This window comes from Chromobacterium sp. Rain0013 (assembly GCF_015291765.1).
Lineage (GTDB): Bacteria > Pseudomonadota > Gammaproteobacteria > Burkholderiales > Chromobacteriaceae > Chromobacterium > Chromobacterium haemolyticum.
The window spans coordinates 4,697,804-4,714,824 of sequence record NZ_CP031514.1 but is presented as its reverse complement, the minus strand read 5'-3'; the positions used below and the strand labels follow the sequence as shown (position 1 = coordinate 4,714,824).

The following is a 17,021-nucleotide window of genomic DNA, read 5'->3' as shown; positions in this document are numbered from 1 at the left end:
CATATCCAGGAAAGATCGTCATGCGTATCGGAACGCCGCAAAGTCGCAGTGCCGTCAGGGTGATGTTGTTGGGCAGCGGAGAGCTGGGCAAGGAGGTGGTGATCGCCTTGCAGCGGCTGGGAGTGGAAACCGTCGCCGTGGATCGTTACGCCGGCGCGCCGGCGATGCAAGTGGCCCACGCCAGCCATGTGATCGACATGTCGGACGCCGCGGCCTTGCGCCGGCTGGTGGAGCAAGTGCGCCCGCATCTGATCGTGCCGGAGATCGAGGCCATCGCCACCGACGAGCTGCTGCGCATTGAGGCGGACGGCCTGGCCGAAGTGATTCCCACCGCGCGCGCCGCCCACTTGACGATGAACCGCGAAGGAATACGCAGACTGGCGGCGGAGGAGCTGGGGCTGCCCACCTCGCCGTACGCGTTCGCGTCCAGTTTGGAAGAGTTGCAAGCCGCGATAGACGACGGTATCGGCTACCCCTGCCTGGTGAAGCCGGTGATGTCGTCCAGCGGCAAGGGGCAATCCCTGTTGCGCGGGCCGGAGGACGTGGCCAAGGCTTGGCAGTACGCCGCCAGCAGCGGCCGAGTGGACAAGGGCAGGGTGATTGTCGAGGGTTTCATCGATTTCGATTATGAAATCACTCAGTTGACCGTGCGCGCGACGGACGAGGCAGGCGGCATCGCCACGCATTTCTGCGCGCCGGTCGGTCATTTGCAGCGCAGCGGCGATTACGTGGAAAGCTGGCAGCCACAGCCTATGAGCGAGTTGGCCTTATTGCGCGCGCGCGAGGTGGCCAAGGCGGTGACCGACGCGCTGGGCGGCCGAGGCTTGTTTGGCGTGGAGCTATTCATCAAGGGCGATCAGGTATGGTTCTCCGAAGTGAGCCCGCGGCCGCACGACACCGGTTTGGTGACGCTGGCGACTCAGCGCTGGTCCGAATTCGAACTGCACGCGCGGGCCATTCTGGGCCTGCCGGTGGACGCCGCGTTGTTTAGCGCCGGCGCGTCGGCGGTGATATATGGCGGCCTGGACGAGGCAGGCATCGCCTTTGACGGCGTGGATGCCGCCTTGCGAGTGCCGGGGGCGGACTTGCGTTTGTTCGGCAAGCCGGAAAGTTATTTGAAGCGCCGCATGGGCGTGGCTCTGGCTACGGCGGAGACGGTGGAACAGGCCCGCGAGCGGGCCAGAACGGCGGCCGCGCTGGTGCGGCCGACGACGGGGAATAAAGCGTGAGCGATGAAGTGCGGGAAATGACGCCCTATCAATTATTGGGCGGCGAAGGCGTGGTGCGTTGGTTGACTGACCGTTTTTACGACATCATGGATAGCGATCCGGCGGTCAAGCCGCTGCGCGATATGCACCCGCAGGACCTGAGCGGTTCGCGCCAGAAGCTGTTCATGTTCTTGTCCGGCTGGCTGGGAGGCCCTTCCTTGTACATGGAAGCCTTTGGCCATCCGCGGCTGCGCATGCGCCATATGCCGTTTGCGGTGGATGAGGCGGCGCGGGATCAGTGGATGTCCTGCATGAGCCGCGCGGTGGACGAACTGGTGGCCGAGGATTGGCTGAAACAAAAGCTGATCGAGGCTTTCCATAACACCGCCGATTTCATGCGCAATCAATAAAAAACTTGCAGCCAGCGCGCCAGTGTCCATGATGAGAGGAGGTTCTCGCATTTCATCTGGCGGAGATGGAGCGCATGGCGTGCAAGTTGTTGATATTGTGGCTGGGCTTGTGGGGATGCGCGGGCGTTGCTGAGGCGTGTCTGCCGCAAGCTTGGGCTTGCGCCTCGCCGTCCGACGAGGGAGGCAAATCCGCTCCCCGGAGCGCTGGCAGGGACATCACCATTGGCGGCCTGCGCTTTGAGCGCGAAGCGGTCAGCAATCGTCTGTCGTTGTCCCCGGTGCTGGACTTGAACAAGCAAGCTCAGCTGTCCTTGCGTTTGACGCCCAAGCAGTTTGGCCTGCGTTTGAAAGTGAACACCGACTGAGGCCCGTAGCCGCCTCAGCTTCCTGACAGCGGCGGAATCGAGTAGGTGCCGGTGACATGGGCCACAGGTTCTTCCAGCTCGGCCGACAACAGCAAGACCTCTCCCACCGCCAGCCGTTTGCCCAGCTTCAGGATGCGGCCTTCCGCAATCACGTCCGCCGGCGGCGGCTTACGCAGGAAGTTGATGTTGAGGCTGGTGGTGACGGCCAGTTCCACCCTGCCTATCATCCCCAGCACCACGGCGTACAGCGTGGCGTCGGCCAGCGCCATCAGGGCGGGGCCGGCGATGGTCCCGCCCGGCCGGATCAGGTCCGGGTTGAAGTGCATGCGCAATACCGCGCCGCCGTCTGCAATGGATTCGGTCCGGATGCCGAACAGGCGGACCAAGGGCAGTTCCTGATCGATCAGGCTTTGGAATTCCGGGACGGATAGACGAGGCATGGGGCGCTCCGGCGCGATGACCTAAACATCATCAAGCGCCGGGGCCCGGACGTCAATGCCCGGGGACTGGACTCAGCGCGGGCGGTGGCCGCGTTCGATCAGGACGCCGACGCGTTTGACGCCGGGCAGAATGCCCAGCTTGGTAACCGATACCCTGGCCCAAGGCGCGCCGAAGTCCTCGCGGATCACCTTGGCGATGTACTCCGCCAGCGCTTCCAGCAGCAGGAAATGCTGTTCCGCCAGCGCCTTGCGCAAGCGCTCCACCACGACACCGTAATGTATGGTGTCGCCGATATTGTCGCTGTGACAGGGCGCTTCGCTGGGAATGCCGATTTCCAGGTCGATTTCAATGGTTTGCGGGGCTTTCCGCTCCCATTCGTAGACACCGATAATGGTGTCGGCGCGCACTTCGCGCAGGAATATGATGTCCATCAGTTTGTCTGGGAGTTGGGGTTTGCCGCCCGATACCGTAAAATCCGAAGCCTTCTATTCTAATGGATACACCATGACCACGACAGCTTTTGCCTTTGTTGTTGCGGCTTATCTGATTGGCTCGCTCTCGTTCGCGGTGATTGTCAGCAAGGCCATGGGCATGGCCGACCCGCGCAGTTACGGCTCCGGCAACCCGGGCGCCACCAATGTGTTGCGCAGCGGTAAAAAGCTGGCGGCGGTGCTGACCTTGCTCGGCGACGGGGTCAAGGGCTGGGTGGCGGTAGCGTTGACCGCCTGGTTCGGCCCGCAATACGGCCTGGGCGAGCAGGCTATCGCGATGTCGGCGCTGGCGGTGCTGATCGGCCACATGTGGCCGGTGTTCTTCGGTTTCAAGGGGGGCAAGGGAGTGGCCACCGCGGTGGGGGTATTGCTGGGCTTTAGCCCGTGGCTGGCGCTGGCGGCATTGGCCACCTGGTTGTTTGTCGCTTTCGTGCTGAAAATCTCCTCGCTGTCCGCCATCGTCGCCTGTGTGCTTACACCGGTATACGCTTACTTCATCGTCGGGCCGCAAAGCGTTTATTTCGGCAGCTGCATCATCATCGCCATTCTGGTGGTGCATCGCCATAAGTCCAATCTGATCAAGCTCCTGACGGGGCAAGAGGACAAGATAGGCGGCAAGGGCACCGACAAGAGCTCCTCCTGAACGGTGTTCCGCCAAACATAAAGGCCGTCAATTACGACGGCCTTTTGTTTTTGAGCAGCCAGGATCAGCCGTCGGACAGCACCCGCAGGTGGGCGGCCACGCTGCGGCCCAGCGCCGACAGGTCGTAGCCGCCTTCCAGAACCGACACCACGCGGCCGTCGGCGTAGAGATCGGCAATCTGCATCAGGTGGCGGGTTACCCACTCGTAATCGGCCTCCACCAGCCCCAGAGAGCCCATATCATCTTCGCGGTGGGCGTCGAAGCCGGCGGAGATGAACAGGATCTGCGGCTGGAAGTCGTGCAAGATCGGCAGCCACACCGTCTCCACCGCTTCGCGGAATTCGCGTCCGCCGCTTCCGGCCTTGAGCGGTACGTTGTGCATGTTCGGGCCCAGCGGGGCATCGCCGCAATAGGGGTAGAACGGATGCTGGAAGATGGACACCATCAGCACTCTGGGGTCATCGCGCAGGATTTCCTCGGTGCCGTTGCCGTGATGGACGTCGAAGTCTATCACCGCCACCCGTTCGAATTGATAGTGAGCCAGCGCGTGGGTGACGCCGATCGCGAGATTGTTGAAGAAGCAGAAACCCATCGCCTTGCCGCTTTCGGCGTGATGGCCGGGCGGGCGCACCGCGCAGAAGGCGTTGGGCGCTTTGTCCTCGGCCACCAGTTCCACCGCTTTGACCACGGCGCCGGCGGCGCGCCGGGCGGCTTGCAGCGTGCCGGCGGACATCGCGGTGTCCGGATCCACGCGAAAAGTGCCTATGCTGGGAGAGCAGGACTCCAGATATTCGAGATAGTGCGGAGGATGCACGCGCGCCAGTTGTTGTTCGGTGACCTCCGGCGCTTCGATTTCCTGCAGCCCGTCCAGTATCTGCGAGGCCATGAGCTGGTCGCGGATGGCGATCAGGCGCTCCGGGCATTCCGGGTGGCCCACGCCCATATTGTGCTGCAGACAGTCCGGGTGGGTGATGTAGGCGGTGAGCCCAGAGCGTTGCAAGCGATTTTTCAGCCAGGTCAACACGTGCGATTCCTTGTTGCGTACAATGGGCGCGGGATATGTGATATCGATAAATAGTGCGCGTAAGCGGGTGCAAATGCAATCTCTCTCCATTGCGTATCGTCAACTGAATCAGCTGATCCTGGGTAAGCCACAGGCAATCCGCCTGGCCTTGACCTGCTTGATCGCTCGCGGCCATTTGCTGATCGAGGACGTTCCCGGCGTGGGCAAGACCACGCTGGCACACGGCCTGGCCGGGGTGCTGGGCCTGGAGTACCGTCGGGTACAGTTCACCAGCGATCTGCTGCCCTCGGATATTCTGGGCGTCAATATCTACCAGCGAGATTCCGCCTCCTTCCACTTCCATCAGGGGCCGGTATTTTCCCAGGTGCTGCTGGCCGACGAGATCAATCGCGCGTCGCCCAAGGTCCAGTCCGCCTTGCTGGAGGCGATGGAAGAGCGCCAGGTTTCGGTCGACGGCGCCACCTATCCCTTGCCCGAACCCTTCTTCGTCATTGCCACTCAGAACCCGGCGGAGCAAGCCGGCACCTTCCCTTTGCCGGAGTCGCAGCAGGACCGCTTCCTGATGCGCATTTCGCTGGGCTATCCGCCGCGCGAGGCCGAACTGGCCTTGCTGCAAGGCGAAGACCGCCGTCAACTGCTGGCTCAACTGGTGCCGGCCTTGCGTCCCGGCGACTTGGTCGCGCTGCAGCGTCAGGCCGCGCAGTTGACCGTGAGCCCGGCCTTGGCCGGCTATGTGCTGGCCTTGGTGGAGGCCACGCGCCGGGACAGCCGCTTCGCCTCGGGACTGAGCCCGCGCGCGGGTTTGGCGCTGGCGGCCGCGGCGCGTGCCTGGGCTTTGCTGGAAGGGCGCGATCACGTGTTGCCGGAGGACGTGAAAGCGGTTTTTCCCAGCGTAGCCGGCCATCGCCTGTTAGGCGGTAATGGCGGCGACGCCGCCAGCGGCCTGCTCGCCCATGTTCCCATCCCTTGATCCGCGCCGCCGTCTGCGGCAATGGATGCTGCGCCGTGCGCAGCCGCAGGCGCAGTGCCGGCTGGAACAAAACCGGATCTATCTGTTGCCCACCCGTTTTGGCCTGACGCTTGCCCTGGTGGCGCTGGCGGTGTGGATAGGCGCATTGAACTACGACGTCAGCCTGGCCTACGCCTTATCGTTCTGGGTGGCCGGCTTGCTGCTGGTGGCGGTGCTGCTGGCTTACCGGCAATTGGCCGGTCTGCAGCTGCGCGCGCTGGACGCGGAGCCCGTCTTCGCTGGCGATGCCGCGCGTTTCCGCGTGTTGCTGCGGCATGAGGACGACGGCGAGCGTCAACTGAGCTTGGCGCTTGAGGATGGCGTGGAGACCCGGATTGAACGGCTGCCCGGCGGCGCGGAGTTCGAGGTGGAACTGAGCGTCTGCGGCAGCCGGCGCGGTTATATGGCTTTGCCGGCCTGTCAGATCTGGAGCGAGGCGCCGTTTGGCCTGGTGCGCGCCAGCGCTTGGGTCAGGCTGAGGGCTCAGGCGCTGTTGTTTCCCGCCCCTCTGCAGGACGGCCAGCGCGGCCGCAGCCTGGGCGGCGGCGATCAGCCCAGCGATCAGCCGGGCGAGGAAGAGGACTTCTCTCATCTGGACGCGTATCGAGTCGGGGATTCGCCGCGCCGCATTGCCTGGAAAGTGCTGGCGCGCAGAGGCGCGTTGGTCAGCAAGCAATTTGCCGGGGAAGGGCGCGCCGGCTTGCTGGCCTTGGATTGGCAGGATTACGGCCGTGGCGGCGACGTGGAGCTCAAGCTGTCGCGCTTGGCTTGGCGCGTCGAGCAATGCGAGCGCCTGCGCCAACCTTATGTGCTGAAGCTGCCGACACGCAGCGTGGGCCCGCAACCGCAACAGCGTTTATTGGCGCTGACTGCCCTGGCTTTGTATCTGGAGCGCGGCGATGAGCGTCCCTGATCGCGGCAGGGTGTGGCCGACGCTGGCGGCGGTGGCCCTGAGCGCCGCGCCGCTATGGTTGCATCTGCCGTTGTGGCTGGTCGCCTTGGCCTTTGCCTTATTGCTGGGCAAGGCGGTCTTGGTCTGGCGGCGCAGAGCGCCTCCTGCGTTCTGGTGGCTGTTGCCGCCGCTGCTTTTGGCCGCCTGGCTGTCCTGGCGTACGCTCGGCACCCTGGTGGGGCGGGAGGGCGGCGTTGGTATTTTGCTGCTGCTGCTGGGCTTCAAGGCGCAGGAGTGCGCTCAACTGCGGGATTGGCGGGTGTTGATCGCCCTGGGGGTGTTTCTGGCCGCCATGCCCTTGCTGTTTGATCAGTCGCCGGTGGCTGCGGTCTGGCTGGCTCTGAGCCTGTTGGCGCTGACCGGCGCGATGGCGGCGCTGGAGGGCGCGCCGTGGCGAGGCAGCCTGCGTTCGGCCGCGTCGGCCTTAGGCCTGGCGCTGCCCTTGATGCTGGTCTTGTTCGTAGTCATGCCGCGGCTATCCGGGCCGCTGTGGAGCATGCCCAGCGAACCGGGCAGGCAGGCGGTCAGCGGCCTGGGCGATAGTTTGGCGCCGGGCAGCGTCAGTCAGCTGATTCTGAGCCGGGAGCCGGCGTTTTCCGTTGTGTTCCCGCAGCGGCCGCCGCAGCGGGCGCAGATGTACTGGCGGGTCTTGTTGCTGGACCGTTTCGACGGCAGCCGCTGGAGCGGCGGCGAGGCGCGCGGCGAGGCGGAGGAGAGCGTCAGCGGCGGCGAGGCGGTGGAGTACGCGATCACGCTGGAGCCGGACAAGGGACGCTTGCCGGCGCTGGATGTGCCGCAGCCGGGCGAAGGCGCGTCGAGCTTGCGATACGGCATGGTGTTGCGCGGAGACGGCAAGGACAGCAGGACGCAGCGGTTTCACGCCGTCAGTCGGCTGGGCGCGCGCTACCAGGCGGTTTTGTCCGACTCCGAGCGCGCGTTTTACCTGCGCTTGCCGCCCGGCAATTCCCGAGCTCGCGCTTGGGCGCGAGAGTTGGCGGCGCGCGGAGAGGGCGCTTTCGTGCCGGCCGCCTTGCAGGCGTTTCGCAGCCAGGGCTTTCGCTATACGCTGAATCCGCCGTTGTTGGACCAGCAAGACGAGATCGATCAATTCCTGTTTTCCAGCCGGCAAGGTTTTTGCGAGCATTACGCGTCGGCATTGGCGTTTCTGGCGCGCGCCGCCGGCATGCCGGCGCGGATTGTCGTCGGTTATCAGGGCGGCGAATACAATCCGGTAGGGCGTTTCTGGCAAGTGAAGTCGTCCGACGCTCACGCTTGGGTGGAGATTTGGCAGGCGGGAAGCCGACAATGGCTGCGCGTCGATCCCACCGGCGCGGTGGCGCCGCTGCGTCTGGCGGACGGCGCGGAACAAGCTGTGCCGGCGCTGAAGGAAGGCGGGGTGACGGGTTTGCCGCCGGCCTGGTTGCGTAATTTACGTCAAAACTGGCAAGCGGCGGGCTTTGCCTGGCAGCAATGGGTGGTGGGTTATGACGCCGTTCGGCAGCGTAATGTGTTTCAACGCTTGGGGCTGGGGGAAAGCGTGAGCGCGACCAGCGTGTTGCAGGCTTTGTTTGTCGGTGTCTTGCTGGCGGGCCTGCCCTTGGCTTGGTGGTGGCGGCGGGGCCGCGGGCGGGAGGAGCCGATGGCGCGGGGATGGCGGCTGCTGTTGGAGCAACTGCGCCGGCGCCGGATTGAGGCCAGCTCTTGCGATGGTCCTTTGGAGCTGCTGCGCCGCGCCAAGCCCGGTTTGGCGGATGCGGAATACCGACAGCTGAAGGCGCTGGTGCATGATTACGTGGCCTTGCGCTATCGCTCGCGCGCCGTAGACGCCGCTCGGCATATGGACTGGCTGCGCCGCTGCCGCCGTTTTCGTCTGGCGCGCAAATAACGAAGCCCCCGGGAAACCGGGGGCTGCTGGCGGCGACTGACGCCGTCGCGAGCTACAACAGAAAGTCCTTGGAGATGCCCTTGCGGCGCAGGATGCGGCGTAGTTGTTCCAGGCCTTCAATCTGGATCTGGCGCACGCGTTCGCGGGTCAGGCTCAGTGCGGCGGCCAACTCTTCCAGCGTGCAGATTTCGTAGCCGTTGAGGCCGTAGCGGCGCTCGATCACCAGTTTTTGCTTCTCGTTCAGTTGGCCCAGCCATTCATGGACGAAGTGTTCCAACTGGCTGTTGTGCAACTGGATTTCCGGCTCGTCATGCTGCTCGTCCGGAATGGACTCGCCGATCGACAGCATCGGGTCGATATCCAGCGGCGCGTCCAGCGAGGCCATGCGCTCGTTGAGGTTCATCACTTTGCGCACATCGTCCACCGGCTTGCCCACCAGATGGGCGATTTCATCCAGCGTCGGCTCGCGGCCGATCTGGCTTTCCAGATGGCGCGAGGCGCGCAGATAAACGTTGAGCTCCTTGATCACATGCACCGGCAGGCGGATGGTGCGAGATTGATTCATGATGGCGCGTTCTATGCTCTGGCGAATCCACCAGGTGGCATAGGTGGAGAAGCGGAAGCCGCGCTCCGGGTCGAACTTCTCCAGCGCGTGCATCAGACCGATATTGCCTTCCTCGATCAGATCCAGCAGCGCCAGGCCGCGGTTGATGTAATGCTTGGCGATGTTCACCACCAGCCGCAGATTGTGTTCGATCATCTTTTGCCGCGCTTCGAACTCGCCGGCCACCACGCGGCGGGCCAGAGCCAGTTCTTCCTGCGGCGTCAACAGAGCGTTGTTGCCGATATCGTTGAGGTAGATTTGGGTGACGTCGGCAACTTCTTCGTATACCGGCTGCGCTTCGCCGACTTCCTCTGCCTCCACTTCAGCAACGGCTTCCTCATTGCTTTCCTCGTCGAGAATTTCTTGCTCTTCGAGAATGTCGAGTTCGCTACTCATGTTCTACCCCCGTCTCTTTCTGATCCTGGACGGGGGCCCCGGCCGCCCGTCAGGACTTATGGTCAAGGTACTGCATCGGATCCACCGGTTTACCGAGGCGGCGGATTTCAAAGTGCAGTTTCACTTGGTCGGCGTCGGAATTGCCCATTTCGGCAATCTTCTGCCCTCGCTTGACAGACTGGCCCTCCTTTACGAGCAACTGGCTATTGTGGGCGTAGGCCGACAGGAAGGATTTATTGTGCTTGATGATGATCAGCTTGCCGTAGCCGCGCAGGCCCGTGCCGCTGTACACCACTTTGCCGTCTCCCGCCGCCAACACCGGCTGGCCGCTACGGCCGCTGATGTCTATGCCCTTGCTGCTATCGGAATACCCCCGGATCATCTTGCCTTCGGTAGGCCATAGCCACGGCACCGCGTCTTCGTCCGCTTTCGCCGCGGGCTTGCTGGCCTCGGGCTTGCTGGACGGCGTCGCCGCCGGGGCTTCGGCCTTGGCCGGAGCGCTTGCCGCCGCCGGCGAGCCGGCGGAGCTGATCGGGGCTTGAGCGTTCTTGTTGTTGCCCGGTCCACCCTCGCTCTGGGCGGACAAGGTTTTTGCTGCTTCTGCGCTATAAGGCAGTTTCAGGGCTTTGGGGTAGGCCTTGACACCGCCAGCTTGGACAGTTGCGCTTTCCACCGGAGCGCTTGACTGGGCCGGCGCGGCGGCCGCCGTCGGCTGGCCGGCGCTGGCCGCCGGGGAGGCGTCTCCGCCAGGCGGGGTCAAGCGCAGCACTTGTCCTACTTTGATATTGTTGTCCGGCAGGTTGTTCCAGGCCGCGACATCCTTGTATTTCAGGCCGTTGTTCAGAGAGATGCGGAACAGATTCTCCCCCGGCTGAACCACATGGGTCTTTTCTCTTGTTGTCGCGCCCGCCGCTGAGGCGGAGCCTATCGGCGCGGCGGACACTCCTCCGTTATCCTGATACGGCGTTGTTACCGCCGCATTGCTGCCGGTTGTAGCGGCGGGCGCCGGAGGCGGCGCGTTGCGAGCGGCTGCCGGCGTTGCGCTTTCCACGGGGGCCGGCTGCTGGGCGATGCTGCTGCATCCGCTCAGGGCGATGCCGATCGAGGCCGTGAATATATATGCATAGCTGCAATGCATTTTTAGCATACTTTTGTTTTTTATAGTCTGTTTAAGTGATTTGATAAATTGTCGGACAAAGAAACTGTTGTGTTTTTGCAGTTCTAACTGCGTCCGGCAAGCAAGGGTACGAATTTCACCGGGTCCAGCCGGCTTTTCTGCAGGCCTTGCGCGGTTTTCTCTATCAGCCACAAGTACTGTTCCTCTTCGCCTATCGGCATGATCATGCGGCCGCCGTCGTTGAGCTGTTCAACCAGGGCCTGGGGGATATTGCGCGCGGCGGCGGTCATGATGATGCCGTCGAAGGGCGCGGCCTCGGCCAGGCCGAAGTGGCCGTCGCCATGAACCAGGCGGGCGTGCACCAGCTTGGCGGCGCGCAAATTGCGTCTGGCTTTGTCAAGAATGGCGCCCAAGCGTTCAATGGAGTAGACCTCGGCGCCGGTCTTCAGCAGCACGGCGGTCTGGTAGCCGCAGCCGGTGCCGATCTCCAGAACCTTGCCCGGCTTCTTGCCATTCAACAGGATTTCCGTCATCCGCGCCACGGTGAAGGGCTGGGATATGGTCTGGCCGTGGCCTATGGGCAGCGACACGTCGTCATAGGCGCGGGTGGCCAGCGCCTGGTCTACAAACAGGTGACGCGGCACGTCCGACATCGCGGTCAGCACGCGTTCGTCGGCCACGCCGTTTTGGCGCAATCGCTCGACCATGCGGCGTCGGGTGCGGTCGGAAAGCATGCCGTAGGCCGGCTGGCCCGGCGTCAGCTGTGGTGTAGCCATGTTTTGATTCCGTCTAGTTGGCCATAGGCGGTTAAATCCAGCATAAGCGGCGTCACTGAAATATCGTTGTTGGCCAGCGCGCCGAAATCCGTGCCCGCGCCGGCGTCTTGCACATTGCCGACCGGTCCTACCCAGTATATCGTCTCGCCGCGCGGATTCTGAGACTTGATCACCGGCTGCGCGCAGTGGCGGCGGCCCAGGCGGGTGACGGTCAATTGACCCAGTGCTTCCGGGGCGATGTCGGGCACGTTGACGTTGAGTAGCACGGGCTCGCGGAACGGGGTCCGTTTGCAGCGTTCCACCAGTTGATCGACGACCAGCCCGGCGCTGGCGAAGTGCTGGCCGCTATAGCCCGCCAGCGACACCGCGATGGAGGGGATGCCCAGCATGAAGCCTTCGGTGGCGGCGGCCACGGTGCCGGAGTACAAGGTATCGTCACCCATATTGGGGCCGTGGTTGATGCCGCTGAACACCATGTCCGGTTTGAAGTCCAGCATGCCGGTCACGGCGAGGTGCACGCAGTCGGTGGGGGTGCCGTTGACGTAGTGAAAGCCGTTGGCGGCCTTGCGCACGGTCAAGGGGCGATCCAGGGTCAGGGAGTTGCTGGCGCCGCTGCGGTCCCGCTCCGGCGCGACAATGACGACTTCGCCGTGGCGGGACAGGGTTTGCGCCAGCATGGCCAGTCCCGGAGCGAAATAACCGTCGTCGTTGCTGATGAGAAACTTCATGCTGTCTTTCTATTGTTTTGGCCGGCAAAGGTGGCCCGGCTGATTGTATCGCTCCAACGATGACGCGGAAAAGTCCGGCGTGGAAGACCGATAAACAAAACCCGCCGGTGGGCGGGTTGGGGAAGGCGGCTCAGGCGTAATAACGCTGGCTGAATTCCAACATGCGCTCGATCGGCAGCCGCGCCGCGTCCATTTGCTCCCGGCTGAGGTAGTCGATGCGCAAGCCCACGCCCTGTTGCGCGCGCTTCACCGCTTCTATGGTGTTCATCTTCATGTACGGACAGGAGTTGCATTGGCAGCCGGCGTAGATCGGCGCCTGGCGCAGGTCCAGATCTGGGCGGGCCAGGCCCATGTTGTAGAGGATGCCGTCTTCGGTAGCGACAAAGATCACAGCGTCGGAGCCGCCGGAGAATTGCTTGACCCAGTTGAGCATGCCGGAGGTGGAGCCTACGTAGTCGGCCTTCTTCAGCACCGGCAGCGGGCTTTCCGGGTGGGCGATCAGATATTTTTCCGAGCCGGCAACCGCGAAGGCCTCGTCCAGCGCCGCTTCGTTGAATTTGTCGTGCACTTCGCACACTGCCGACCACAGCGGCATGTTGTAGCCGTACTGGTAGTTGAGGTAGCCGCCCATATTGCGGTCCGGCGAGAAGATCACTTTTTTGCCTTCGGCGTACAGGTGGGCAATGATGTCGTCGACATTGCGGCTGGTGACGATCCAGTCGGACAGCGCTTTATGCTCGGCGCTGGAGTTGATGTAGGACACGTGCACGTGATCCGGGTGCTGCTTGCGCCATTTGGCCAAGGCGGCCACGTCGGTCTGGGTCACCAACGAGCAGGTGGAGCCCGCGTCGGGCAGAATCACTTCCGCCTGGGGATTGAGAATTTTCGCGGTTTCCGCCATGAAGCGCACGCCGGCAAAAACGATGATGTCGGCATTGGCTTCCTTGGCGTACAAAGAAAGCTCCAGGCTGTCGCCAACCTTGTCGGCCATTTGCTGGATTTCAGGCTGGGTATAGTAATGAGCAAGCGTGACGACGCGTTTCGTCATGATGGATCGACTCCCGCCGCCATTCGGCCTCTGATGTAACCAGAGCGTGGGCGACTTTGTGCGGTGCAGTAAAGAGCTATTGCTAAACAGTAAAGATTAACAATATTGTAGTGTCCGCGCCAGTCCATTCTTGTTAGGCCGCTCGCGGCGGAGCGGAGCCAGATGGATTCGGCTTGCCGGAGGTCAATATGACGTCAAGGTTCAGTCTGCATGATGATGGCTCGGCGGGCGGCGAGCACGACGACGAGCACGATTACAATCACCCGCATCGTCATCCCCATGGCGGGGTGACGGGGGCCGCGGCGCGCGCCGCCAGCATGCGCGCTTTGCGCTGGGTGGCGCTGCTGACGGTAGGTTTTGCCTGCGTGGAGGCGGTGGGCGGCTGGATGACGGGGTCCCTGGCCCTGCTGTCCGACGCCGGCCATATGCTGACAGACTCCATATCGCTGCTGCTGGCCTTGTGGGTTGCGCATATAGGCCGCCGTCCGGCGGACGAGTCGCATTCCTTCGGCCATGGCCGCGCGGAGGTGATCGGCGCGTTTCTGAACAGCTTGTTCATGTTCGGCGTCATCGTCTTCATTTCGGTGGAGGCGGTGCGGCGTTTGCTGGAGCCGCATCCGGTCAACGGCCTGGGCGTGATGGGCATCGCGGTGGTGGGCTTGATGGTGAATGTGCTGGCCGCGTGGATTCTGAGCCGCGGTGCGCACAGTCTGAACAGCAAGGCGGCGCTGCTGCACGTCATGGGAGATTTGTTGGGCTCGCTGGCGGCGATCGCGTCCGGGGCCATTGTGTTTTGGACCGGCTGGACGCCGGCGGACCCGATCTTGTCCATGCTGGTGGCCTGCCTGATTCTGTCGTCGACTTGGAGGTTGTTGCGCAAGTCGTTGGCGGTGTTGATGGAAGAGGTGCCGGCGGAGCTGGATTTCAACCGCATCGGTCGCGCCTTGGGCGGCATCGCCGGGGTGAGGTCGGTGCATGATCTGCACATCTGGACCATGGCTGCCGACCGCGTGGCCTTGTCTGCGCATTTGCAGGTGAGCGCGCCGCAGGATTGGCCGCGCATCCTGGCCGCCTGTCAGCGCATGCTGTCGCGCGAGTTCGGCATCGATCATGTGACTTTGCAGCCGGAGTGGCCCCTGCCGCCGCCGGCGGGGAAAACCGTGCCGGTTACCATTATTTCCGAGGATAAGCATCAATGAGGCCGCATTACCTGACACCGTTGTTTTCGCCTCGCAGCGTCGCCGTGATCGGCGCCAGCGACACGCCGGGCTCGATCGGGCAGGCGGTGTTCGCCAATCTGCTGGCGGGCAACTTCCAGGGCAAGCTGTTTCCGGTCAATCTCAACCACAAGGTGGTGGCCGGGGTGCCCGCGGTGGCTTCGGTGCGGCAGATCAGCGAACCCGTGGACCTGGCGGTGGTGGTGACCGCCACGCGGACTTTGCCGGCGATCATGAAGGATTGCGGCAAGAAGGGCATCAAGGCGGTGCTGCTGGCCAAGGAGTTCGCGGACAGCGAGCAGCTGGAGCGGGAGATCATCAACGAGACGCTGTCGATCAGCCGTCATTTCGGCATCCGCATCCTAGGGCCCAACGTGCTGGGCCTGATGCGGCCGGTGGCGGGCTTCAATGCCAGCAACTACACCAGCAAGGTGAGGCCGGGCAATCTGGCGCTGGTGTCGCAGTCGTCGGCGTTGTGCACGGCGATGCTGGACTGGGCGGACAGCAAGGGCATCGGTTTTTCCAGCGTGATTTCGGTGGGCAACGCCTTGGACGTCGGCTTTGGCGAAATTCTGGATTACCTGGTGGCGGACAACTTCACCCAGGGCATTCTGTTGCATGTCCACCACATTCACGACGCGCGCCGTTTCATGTCTGCCTTGCGCGCCGCGGCGAGGACCAAGCCGGTGGTGGTGATCAAGTCCGGGCGTTACGAAGACGCGGTGACCGGGGTCACGCACTCAAGCAATCTGGTGGAAAGCGGCGATGTGTTCGACGCCGCGCTGGCGCGTGCAGGCGTGCTGCGCGTGGACACCATTGCCCAGTTGTTCACCGCCGCCAAAGTGCTTGCCGCCAACTACCGGGTGGGCGGCAAGCGGTTGGCCATCGTCACCAACGGCATCGGCCCCGGCGTGCTGGCCGCGGACAGCGCCTATTCCAACCGGGTGGAGCTGGCCAAGCTATCCGACGCCACCATGGAACTGCTCAACGGCGTCTTGCCGCGCAATTGGTCGCGAGGCAATCCGCTGGACATCATCGGCGACGCCAGTCCCTCGCGTTTTCGCACCGCGGTGAAGGCCTGTTTGGACGATCCCAATGTGGACGGCGTGATGGTGGTGTTTACTCCGCAGGCCGGCACGGATCACCTGACAACCGCGCAGTTGATGATTGGCTTGCAACGCGAATCCAGCAAGCCGCTGTTTTTGTCCTGGCTGGGCGACGCCAAGGTGTCGGAAAGCCGCGAACTGTTTTCCAAGGCCAAATGCGCGCACTTCCGCGCGCCGGAGTACGGTATTGAGGTATTCCGCAATCTGGCGGCCTACCAGCGCAACCAGCAGTTGCTGTTGCAGACCCCGGGGCCGCTGGAAGGCAAGCGCGCGGATCCGGATGTGGCCAAGGCGCGCAAGGTCATCGCCGCCGCGCTGAAGGATGGGCGGGATATCTTGTCCGAGCGGGAGTCAAAGGAAGTGCTGGCCGCTTTTCAGATCCCGGTCAATCCCACCCGGCTGGCGCGTACCGCCAACGAGGCGGTCAAGCAGGCCGACAAGATTGGTTACCCTGTGGTGCTGAAGATCGATTCGCCGGACATTATTTATAAGTCCGACGTTGGCGGAGTGGAACTGAACATCAGCAACGAGGCGACGCTGCGCGAGGCATTCGACGCCATCATCAGCCGTACGCGGCAGGCAAGACCGGAGGCGCGCATTGACGGGGTCTCTGTGCAGCCGATGCGCAAGCGCCGTTTCGCCCGCGAAGTGATGGTGGGCGTTACCCACGACGAGGCCTTCGGTCCAGTGATCACTTTCGGCGCCGGGGGCATCGCGGTGGAGGTGATGCACGACCGCGCGCTGTCGCTGCCGCCGCTCAACGGTTATCTAGTGGCCAGCATGATCCGCCATACCCGCATCGGCCAGTTGCTAGGGGCGTTCAAGAACCTGCCGGCGGTGGATCAGGACGAATTAGAGGATGTGCTGCTGCATGTGTCGGAAATGGTGTGCGAACTGCCGGAACTGCGCGAAATGGACATTAATCCGTTGGTGGCCGACGAGCAGGGGGTGATCGCGCTCGACGCCCGCATCATCGTGCGGCCGCGGCGGCCGGATTTGAAGCGCTACGGCCATATGGCGATCATGCCTTATCCCAGCCACATGGTGGTGTGCGCCAAACTGAACGACGGCACCAATGTAATGGTGCGGCCGGTGCGGCCGGAAGATGCGGATATGCAACAGGAGTTTGTGCGCAATCTGTCCGAGGAAAGCCGCTACAACCGCTACCTGTCCAGCATCAAGCAATTGTCGCAAAGCATGTTGGTGCGTTTCACCCAGCTGGATTACGACCGCGAAATGGCATTGGCGATGACGCGGGAACACAAGGACGGCGAGGAAATGCTGGCGGTGGCCCGCTTCATCACCGATCCGGACAACGAAGGCTGCGAGTTCGCGCTGGAAGTGGCCGACCGTTGGCAGGGCAAGGGCATAGGTTATTTATTGATGAGCGCCTTGTTCGACGCGGCGCGCGAGCAGGGCCTGAAAGTGATGCGCGGCGAGGTGTTGGCCGGCAACAAGGGCATGCTGAAACTGATGCACAAGCTGGGGTTTTCCGTTGAGCCTCACCCGGAAGACCGGGCCCTGACCATGGTGTCCAAGAGCTTGTAACGGCGGGCTTGACAGCCGTCTTGCATTAAGCGCTTGCAAGATAAGGGAAAACT

17 protein-coding genes are annotated in these 17,021 nt (G+C 63.2%); 9 read left to right on the top strand and 8 right to left on the bottom strand.

The features are described from left to right. Window positions 1-20 precede the first annotated feature (20 nt). From purT to DXT74_RS21560, 3 genes are all read left to right on the top strand, one after another. Complete coding sequence (gene purT, locus DXT74_RS21570; RefSeq protein WP_114151993.1) at window positions 21-1,229, top strand: formate-dependent phosphoribosylglycinamide formyltransferase; 1,209 nt, start codon at window positions 21-23, stop codon at window positions 1,227-1,229. After that, window positions 1,226-1,618, top strand: coding sequence for a group II truncated hemoglobin (locus DXT74_RS21565; RefSeq protein ID WP_231138240.1), 393 nt, complete (start codon window positions 1,226-1,228; stop codon window positions 1,616-1,618). Before purT ends, DXT74_RS21565 begins: the two co-directional genes overlap by 4 nt. A 74-nt stretch (window positions 1,619-1,692) precedes the next feature. After that, complete coding sequence (locus tag DXT74_RS21560; RefSeq protein WP_194426965.1) at window positions 1,693-1,983, top strand: hypothetical protein; 291 nt, start codon at window positions 1,693-1,695, stop codon at window positions 1,981-1,983. Window positions 1,984-1,997: 14 nt separating this feature from the next. Here DXT74_RS21560 and DXT74_RS21555 read toward each other — a convergent pair whose 3' ends face one another. Continuing rightward, window positions 1,998-2,423, bottom strand: coding sequence for a PaaI family thioesterase (locus tag DXT74_RS21555; protein ID WP_081554369.1), 426 nt, complete (start codon window positions 2,421-2,423; stop codon window positions 1,998-2,000). A gap of 72 nt (window positions 2,424-2,495) precedes the next feature. Beyond that, the gene (locus DXT74_RS21550) at window positions 2,496-2,855 is read right to left on the bottom strand and encodes a dihydroneopterin aldolase (RefSeq protein WP_019102891.1); all 360 of its coding nucleotides are present in this window, start codon (window positions 2,853-2,855) and stop codon (window positions 2,496-2,498) included. Window positions 2,856-2,928: 73 nt separating this feature from the next. Between DXT74_RS21550 and plsY the strand changes: the two genes are divergently transcribed. Continuing rightward, a complete protein-coding gene (gene plsY / locus DXT74_RS21545) occupies window positions 2,929-3,558 on the top strand; it encodes a glycerol-3-phosphate 1-O-acyltransferase PlsY (protein ID WP_019102890.1) in 630 nt (209 codons plus the stop codon). A 64-nt stretch (window positions 3,559-3,622) separates the two neighbouring features. On the opposite strand, the gene DXT74_RS21540 is transcribed toward plsY, so the two are convergent. Continuing rightward, window positions 3,623-4,582 carry a histone deacetylase family protein gene (locus DXT74_RS21540; protein ID WP_231138239.1) on the bottom strand — a complete coding sequence of 320 codons (960 nt, stop codon included), beginning with the start codon at window positions 4,580-4,582 and terminating at the stop codon, window positions 3,623-3,625. A 73-nt stretch (window positions 4,583-4,655) separates the two neighbouring features. Between DXT74_RS21540 and DXT74_RS21535 the strand changes: the two genes are divergently transcribed. The 3 genes from DXT74_RS21535 to DXT74_RS21525 are packed head-to-tail and all read left to right on the top strand — an operon-like array spanning window position 4,656 to window position 8,428. Beyond that, a complete protein-coding gene (locus DXT74_RS21535; protein WP_019102888.1) occupies window positions 4,656-5,552 on the top strand; it encodes a MoxR family ATPase in 897 nt (298 codons plus the stop codon). Beyond that, entirely contained in the window at window positions 5,536-6,504 is a 969-nt protein-coding gene (locus DXT74_RS21530; RefSeq protein ID WP_081554367.1) for a DUF58 domain-containing protein, read from the top strand. The genes DXT74_RS21535 and DXT74_RS21530 overlap by 17 nt, the downstream gene beginning before the upstream one ends. Next, window positions 6,491-8,428 carry a DUF3488 and transglutaminase-like domain-containing protein gene (locus DXT74_RS21525; RefSeq protein WP_194426963.1) on the top strand — a complete coding sequence of 646 codons (1,938 nt, stop codon included), beginning with the start codon at window positions 6,491-6,493 and terminating at the stop codon, window positions 8,426-8,428. The genes DXT74_RS21530 and DXT74_RS21525 overlap by 14 nt, the downstream gene beginning before the upstream one ends. 52 nt (window positions 8,429-8,480) lie before the next feature. Here the strand turns inward: DXT74_RS21525 and rpoS are convergent, their stop codons facing one another. The 5 genes from rpoS to nadA form a co-directional block, all read right to left on the bottom strand. Then, window positions 8,481-9,428 carry an RNA polymerase sigma factor RpoS gene (rpoS, locus tag DXT74_RS21520; protein WP_019102885.1) on the bottom strand — a complete coding sequence of 316 codons (948 nt, stop codon included), beginning with the start codon at window positions 9,426-9,428 and terminating at the stop codon, window positions 8,481-8,483. A 49-nt stretch (window positions 9,429-9,477) separates the two neighbouring features. After that, on the bottom strand, window positions 9,478-10,566 hold the full coding sequence (locus tag DXT74_RS21515; RefSeq protein ID WP_231138238.1) for a peptidoglycan DD-metalloendopeptidase family protein: 1,089 nt from the start codon (window positions 10,564-10,566) through the stop codon (window positions 9,478-9,480). Window positions 10,567-10,649: 83 nt separating this feature from the next. After that, entirely contained in the window at window positions 10,650-11,321 is a 672-nt protein-coding gene (locus tag DXT74_RS21510) for a protein-L-isoaspartate(D-aspartate) O-methyltransferase (RefSeq protein WP_043632250.1), read from the bottom strand. Beyond that, window positions 11,303-12,049, bottom strand: a complete 747-nt coding sequence (surE, locus tag DXT74_RS21505) for a 5'/3'-nucleotidase SurE (protein WP_019102882.1) — start codon at window positions 12,047-12,049, stop codon at window positions 11,303-11,305. Before surE ends, DXT74_RS21510 begins: the two co-directional genes overlap by 19 nt. A gap of 130 nt (window positions 12,050-12,179) precedes the next feature. After that, window positions 12,180-13,097 (bottom strand): quinolinate synthase NadA, encoded by a 918-nt coding sequence (gene nadA / locus DXT74_RS21500; protein WP_194426962.1) that lies wholly within the window; start codon window positions 13,095-13,097, stop codon window positions 12,180-12,182. 188 nt (window positions 13,098-13,285) lie between these two features. Here nadA and DXT74_RS21495 point away from each other — a divergent pair, with 188 nt between their 5' ends. Both DXT74_RS21495 and DXT74_RS21490 read left to right on the top strand, forming a co-directional pair. Next, window positions 13,286-14,296 carry a cation diffusion facilitator family transporter gene (locus tag DXT74_RS21495; protein WP_043632778.1) on the top strand — a complete coding sequence of 337 codons (1,011 nt, stop codon included), beginning with the start codon at window positions 13,286-13,288 and terminating at the stop codon, window positions 14,294-14,296. Further along, window positions 14,293-16,968 carry a bifunctional acetate--CoA ligase family protein/GNAT family N-acetyltransferase gene (locus DXT74_RS21490; protein ID WP_019102879.1) on the top strand — a complete coding sequence of 892 codons (2,676 nt, stop codon included), beginning with the start codon at window positions 14,293-14,295 and terminating at the stop codon, window positions 16,966-16,968. The genes DXT74_RS21495 and DXT74_RS21490 overlap by 4 nt, the downstream gene beginning before the upstream one ends. Window positions 16,969-17,021 lie beyond the last annotated feature (53 nt).

Bases quoted from the DNA above. Each gene is read 5' to 3' on its own strand.
- DXT74_RS21525 (WP_194426963.1), top strand. From the start codon at position 6,491: ATGAGCGTCCCTGATCGCGGCAGGGTGTGGCCGACGCTGGCGGCGGTG.
- DXT74_RS21510 (WP_043632250.1), bottom strand. From the start codon at position 11,321: ATGGCTACACCACAGCTGACGCCGGGCCAGCCGGCCTACGGCATGCTT.
- DXT74_RS21560 (WP_194426965.1), top strand. From the start codon at position 1,693: ATGGCGTGCAAGTTGTTGATATTGTGGCTGGGCTTGTGGGGATGCGCG.
- DXT74_RS21550 (WP_019102891.1), bottom strand. From the start codon at position 2,855: ATGGACATCATATTCCTGCGCGAAGTGCGCGCCGACACCATTATCGGT.
- DXT74_RS21495 (WP_043632778.1), top strand. From the start codon at position 13,286: ATGACGTCAAGGTTCAGTCTGCATGATGATGGCTCGGCGGGCGGCGAG.
- plsY (WP_019102890.1), top strand. From the start codon at position 2,929: ATGACCACGACAGCTTTTGCCTTTGTTGTTGCGGCTTATCTGATTGGC.
- nadA (WP_194426962.1), bottom strand. From the start codon at position 13,097: ATGACGAAACGCGTCGTCACGCTTGCTCATTACTATACCCAGCCTGAA.
- DXT74_RS21490 (WP_019102879.1), top strand. From the start codon at position 14,293: ATGAGGCCGCATTACCTGACACCGTTGTTTTCGCCTCGCAGCGTCGCC.
- purT (WP_114151993.1), top strand. From the start codon at position 21: ATGCGTATCGGAACGCCGCAAAGTCGCAGTGCCGTCAGGGTGATGTTG.
- DXT74_RS21515 (WP_231138238.1), bottom strand. From the start codon at position 10,566: ATGCATTGCAGCTATGCATATATATTCACGGCCTCGATCGGCATCGCC.
- DXT74_RS21555 (WP_081554369.1), bottom strand. From the start codon at position 2,423: ATGCCTCGTCTATCCGTCCCGGAATTCCAAAGCCTGATCGATCAGGAA.
- DXT74_RS21535 (WP_019102888.1), top strand. From the start codon at position 4,656: ATGCAATCTCTCTCCATTGCGTATCGTCAACTGAATCAGCTGATCCTG.
- rpoS (WP_019102885.1), bottom strand. From the start codon at position 9,428: ATGAGTAGCGAACTCGACATTCTCGAAGAGCAAGAAATTCTCGACGAG.
- DXT74_RS21530 (WP_081554367.1), top strand. From the start codon at position 5,536: ATGTTCCCATCCCTTGATCCGCGCCGCCGTCTGCGGCAATGGATGCTG.
- surE (WP_019102882.1), bottom strand. From the start codon at position 12,049: ATGAAGTTTCTCATCAGCAACGACGACGGTTATTTCGCTCCGGGACTG.